This window comes from Methylobacterium aquaticum (genome assembly GCF_001043915.1).
Classification (GTDB): domain Bacteria; phylum Pseudomonadota; class Alphaproteobacteria; order Rhizobiales; family Beijerinckiaceae; genus Methylobacterium; species Methylobacterium aquaticum.
The window spans coordinates 1-3,554 of record NZ_LABX01000258.1 but is presented as its reverse complement, the minus strand read 5'-3'; the positions used below and the strand labels follow the sequence as shown (position 1 = coordinate 3,554).

3 protein-coding genes are annotated in these 3,554 nt (G+C 65.5%); all 3 read left to right on the top strand.

Annotation, left to right across the window (positions count from 1 at the left end):
- The first annotated feature begins 1,960 nt into the window (after positions 1 to 1,960).
- Positions 1,961 to 2,650: a phage tail protein gene (locus VP06_RS28190; RefSeq protein WP_082167671.1), complete on the top strand. Its 690-nt coding sequence runs from the start codon at positions 1,961 to 1,963 to the stop codon at positions 2,648 to 2,650.
- A 48-nt stretch (positions 2,651 to 2,698) separates the two neighbouring features.
- Entirely contained in the window at positions 2,699 to 2,977 is a 279-nt protein-coding gene (locus VP06_RS28185; RefSeq protein ID WP_425350960.1) for a DUF6916 family protein, read from the top strand.
- A 92-nt stretch (positions 2,978 to 3,069) separates the two neighbouring features.
- Positions 3,070 to 3,554 (top strand): GNAT family N-acetyltransferase (locus VP06_RS28180; protein WP_048467125.1); only part of this gene is annotated, 485 nt, incomplete at its 3' end.

Here is a 3,554-nt window from a genome sequence, read left to right as displayed (position 1 = left end):
CCGGTGGGGCCAGTCGGTCCCTCCGGACCGGTCGGGCCGGTCGCGCCCGCGGGACCGGTCGCACCCGTGGAGCCGGCACCGGTTGGCCCCGTGGAGCCGGCAGGACCGGTCGCACCCGTGGAGCCGGAAGCGCCGGTCGCACCCGTGGAGCCGGCAGGACCGGTCGCACCCGTGGAGCCGGAAGCGCCGGTCGCACCCGTATCACCCTGGGGGCCGTTCAGGCCCTGAGGACCCGTATCGCCCTGCGGCCCCGTCGCGCCGGCCGGACCTGTGACACCGGTCGGGCCAGTGGGGCCCATCGCGCCGGTAGTCCCTGCGCCGGTCGGTCCCGTGGGACCGGTCGCGCCCGTCGCGCCAGAACCGGTCGGACCCGTGGGACCGGTCGCGCCCGTCGGACCAGTCGCACCCGTCGCGCCAGAACCGGTCGGACCCGTGGGACCGGTCGCACCCGTCAGACCGGTCGCGCCCGTTGGACCAGTCGCACCCGTCGCGCCAGAGCCGGTCGGACCCGTGGGACCGGTCGCACCCGTCAGACCGGTCGCGCCCGTCGGACCAGTCGCACCCGTCGCGCCAGAGCCGGTCGGACCCGTGGGACCGGTCGGGCCCGTCGCGCCAGAGCCGGTCGGACCCGTGGGACCGGTCGCGCCCGTCACACCCACGCCAGTCGGACCCGTGGGACCGGTCGCGCCCGTCGGACCGGTCGCACCAGAACCAGTCGGACCTGTGGGACCAGTCGCGCCCGTCGGACCGGTCGCGCCCGTCGCGCCAGAGCCGGTCGCACCCGTGGGACCGGTCGCCCCCGTCGCGCCCGTGCCAGTCGGACCCGTGGGACCGGTCGCGCCCGTCGGACCGGTCGCACCAGAACCAGCCGGACCTGTGGGACCGGTGGCGCCCGTCGGACCGCCTGACAAATCTACCCGGGTCACCGTGAGGCTGTTGTTGGAGTTGGGCGCCGGCGCCGTGGTCCCGGTCGCGTCATTGACTGTATCGCCGAATGTGACCTTGTCGGCAAAGTCATATGCCGTAAATCGCGTAGTAGAATCTCTTCCGGAATCGGTCGTATCATCCGTAATATATTGGAACTGAAAGGGATATGGCGCGCCGAATGCGGTATTGACATCTCCATATATACCGAACGTATTACCAATATAATTTGATTGATTAACTGAATTTCCGTAGAAAAAAATTGATGACATTTTGATCATTATTAGTCGTTCCTGTGAATGTAATCACCCTCTGGACCATAACGATACCCCAAATTCCTTGACGTTCCGGCCGGATCTTGTCGGATCAGGCCGCATAGCCGTGCGGCGCGTCGATCTGCGGGGAAAAATGCCCGTGGTCAGCCCGTAACGGAAGGCATAAAAACAGATTCCCGCCGCCATTCCCGATCAAATCCTCCAAAAGTGTCATTTTCGCCATATCAACGCCCCGACGGCATAATATGATATTTTGTATTTTTGTTATCAGATGTGCTATAAAAATCTTGATATATGCGGCAATTTTCAAATTTCCTAGTGTATTTTGATAAATTTCAAAAAATATTCCCACACGTCATCGAAGATTTTCGTCCGTTTTGGTGTTTTTACACCGGATACGAGCAACGGAAGGCCGCAATATGTCATGTTATATTTCGATCGCCACGCAACATAACCCGCCAATTCAAGCCGCCTTTGACAGATCACGCCCTGACGGCCGCTCAACAATGCAGCAGGATCGATAGCTCAGAACCTTAAGAGCCAGCCATAACACATAGATAATCTTACAAAATCTCATAATGTTGTCGGCAAATTTCTAGATCCTTACGACGCATCGCTCAGAATCCGTTTTCCAAATGATTCACTTGCAGAGAGTCGTCATCGTCGTCTACCAGTTTTAGCGCCGCGCGAATCAGAGATCGAAGGCGACTCGATCCGTTTTTCCGTGTTGCACAGCACAATCGGTCGAAGGGATTGAACCCATGGAAGCAATGACGAGCATGATCTTCATGGTGCCGTTCGATTGGGCGCCGGACGGTTGGCTGTCCTGTCAAGGGCAGGTCTTGCAAATGTCGCAGTATCAGGCCGTGTTCTCGCTGATCGGCAACCGCTATGGCGGCGACGGCAGAACGACGTTCGGCCTGCCGAACCTGTCGGGCCGCACGGCCATCGGCGCGGGCCAATCCCCGACCAACCCGGGCAGCCGGTACGTCGTCAGCCAGGTCTACGGCAGCGAGACCACGACGCTGGCAGCCGCCAACCTGCCGGCCCACACCCACCCGGCGACGTTCGCGCCGACCATGGGCAGCCAGAACATCACCCTCCCGGCGGTGACCGGCTCCCAGAAGGTGACGGTGAACGTCGCGAGCAGCGCCAGCAACGCCGCCCCGGGGACCGGGACCGTGCTGGCAGCCGGGACAGCGACGGTGAAACTCTACACCGCCTATCCGCCGGCGGCCCCCGCCACCATGACGGCCCTCAACGACGCATCGGCCACGCTGTCGGGCAACCCCGCGATCCCGCAGCAGACCGTCTCCGTCAACACGGTGACTGGCGGCGCCGTGACGGTCGGCCCGAACACCGGCGGCACCCCCTTCAACACCCTCCAGCCGTCGATGGCGCTGAACTTCATCATCACGATGATGGGCCTCTACCCGATGCGGCCGAACTGATGACCGACCCGCTCCGCACCCTGTCCGCCGGGGTCTTCGCCCCCCGCCCTGGGGGAACCGTTCACCTTTCACGATCAGGACGGCCCCACCCTGACGGCGACGCTGGCGCGGTGCGACGAGCATCCCCGGGCGACCATGCCGGGCAGCGCCCGCACGGCGTTCGGGCTGGTCTTCACCTGCCCGGTTGAGACGGCCGGCGCCTATCGGGGCGGCCACGGCGTGCTGGCGCATGGCACGCTCGGCGAGTTCGGGCCGCTCTACGTCGAGCGCATCCTGCCCCTCGGCCTCCCGCCGGGCACGGCCGCCTACCAGGCCGTCTTCTCCTGAGCGACGGCGGGCGGCCTTCCGCCGAGGCCCGCTCCCCGCACCGCTGCGGGGCCGCCCTTCCCCGTCCCCCCCACCGACAGGACATCCGCCGCATGGTCGCTTATGCCGGCTCCATCCCGCTGCTCGGAGGCTTGGGGCTGCGCGCGCCCCGCCCGGCGGACCAGGACTTCCTGCTCCAGCTCTTCGTCGAGTCCCGCCCCTGGCTCTCCTGGGCCGCGGACGACCGCGACGTCCTGCACGCGCTCTACGAGCAGCAGTTCAAGGCCCTGCGGGCCGGGCTCGAGACGGCGTATCCCGAGCACCTGGACTTCATCGTCGAGCGCACGGGCCAGGCAGTGGGGCGCCTCGCCATCGATCTCGGCGTCCGGGACTGGCGCATCTCCGAGCTGGCGATCGTCGCGGCGGCCCGCGGCAAGGGCATCGGCACCGGCCTGGTGCGCAGCCTCCAGATGGCGGCCGAGCAGCAGCGCCTGCCGATCACCCTCTCGACCCCGATGGCCGGCGCCATCGACGGGAGGAGCCTGTACGAGCGCCTGGGCTTCCAGGTCACCGCCGTGCGCCCGCCGCTCTACGAGAT

Bases quoted from the DNA above. Each gene is read 5' to 3' on its own strand.
- VP06_RS28190 (WP_082167671.1), top strand. From the start codon at position 1,961: ATGGAAGCAATGACGAGCATGATCTTCATGGTGCCGTTCGATTGGGCG.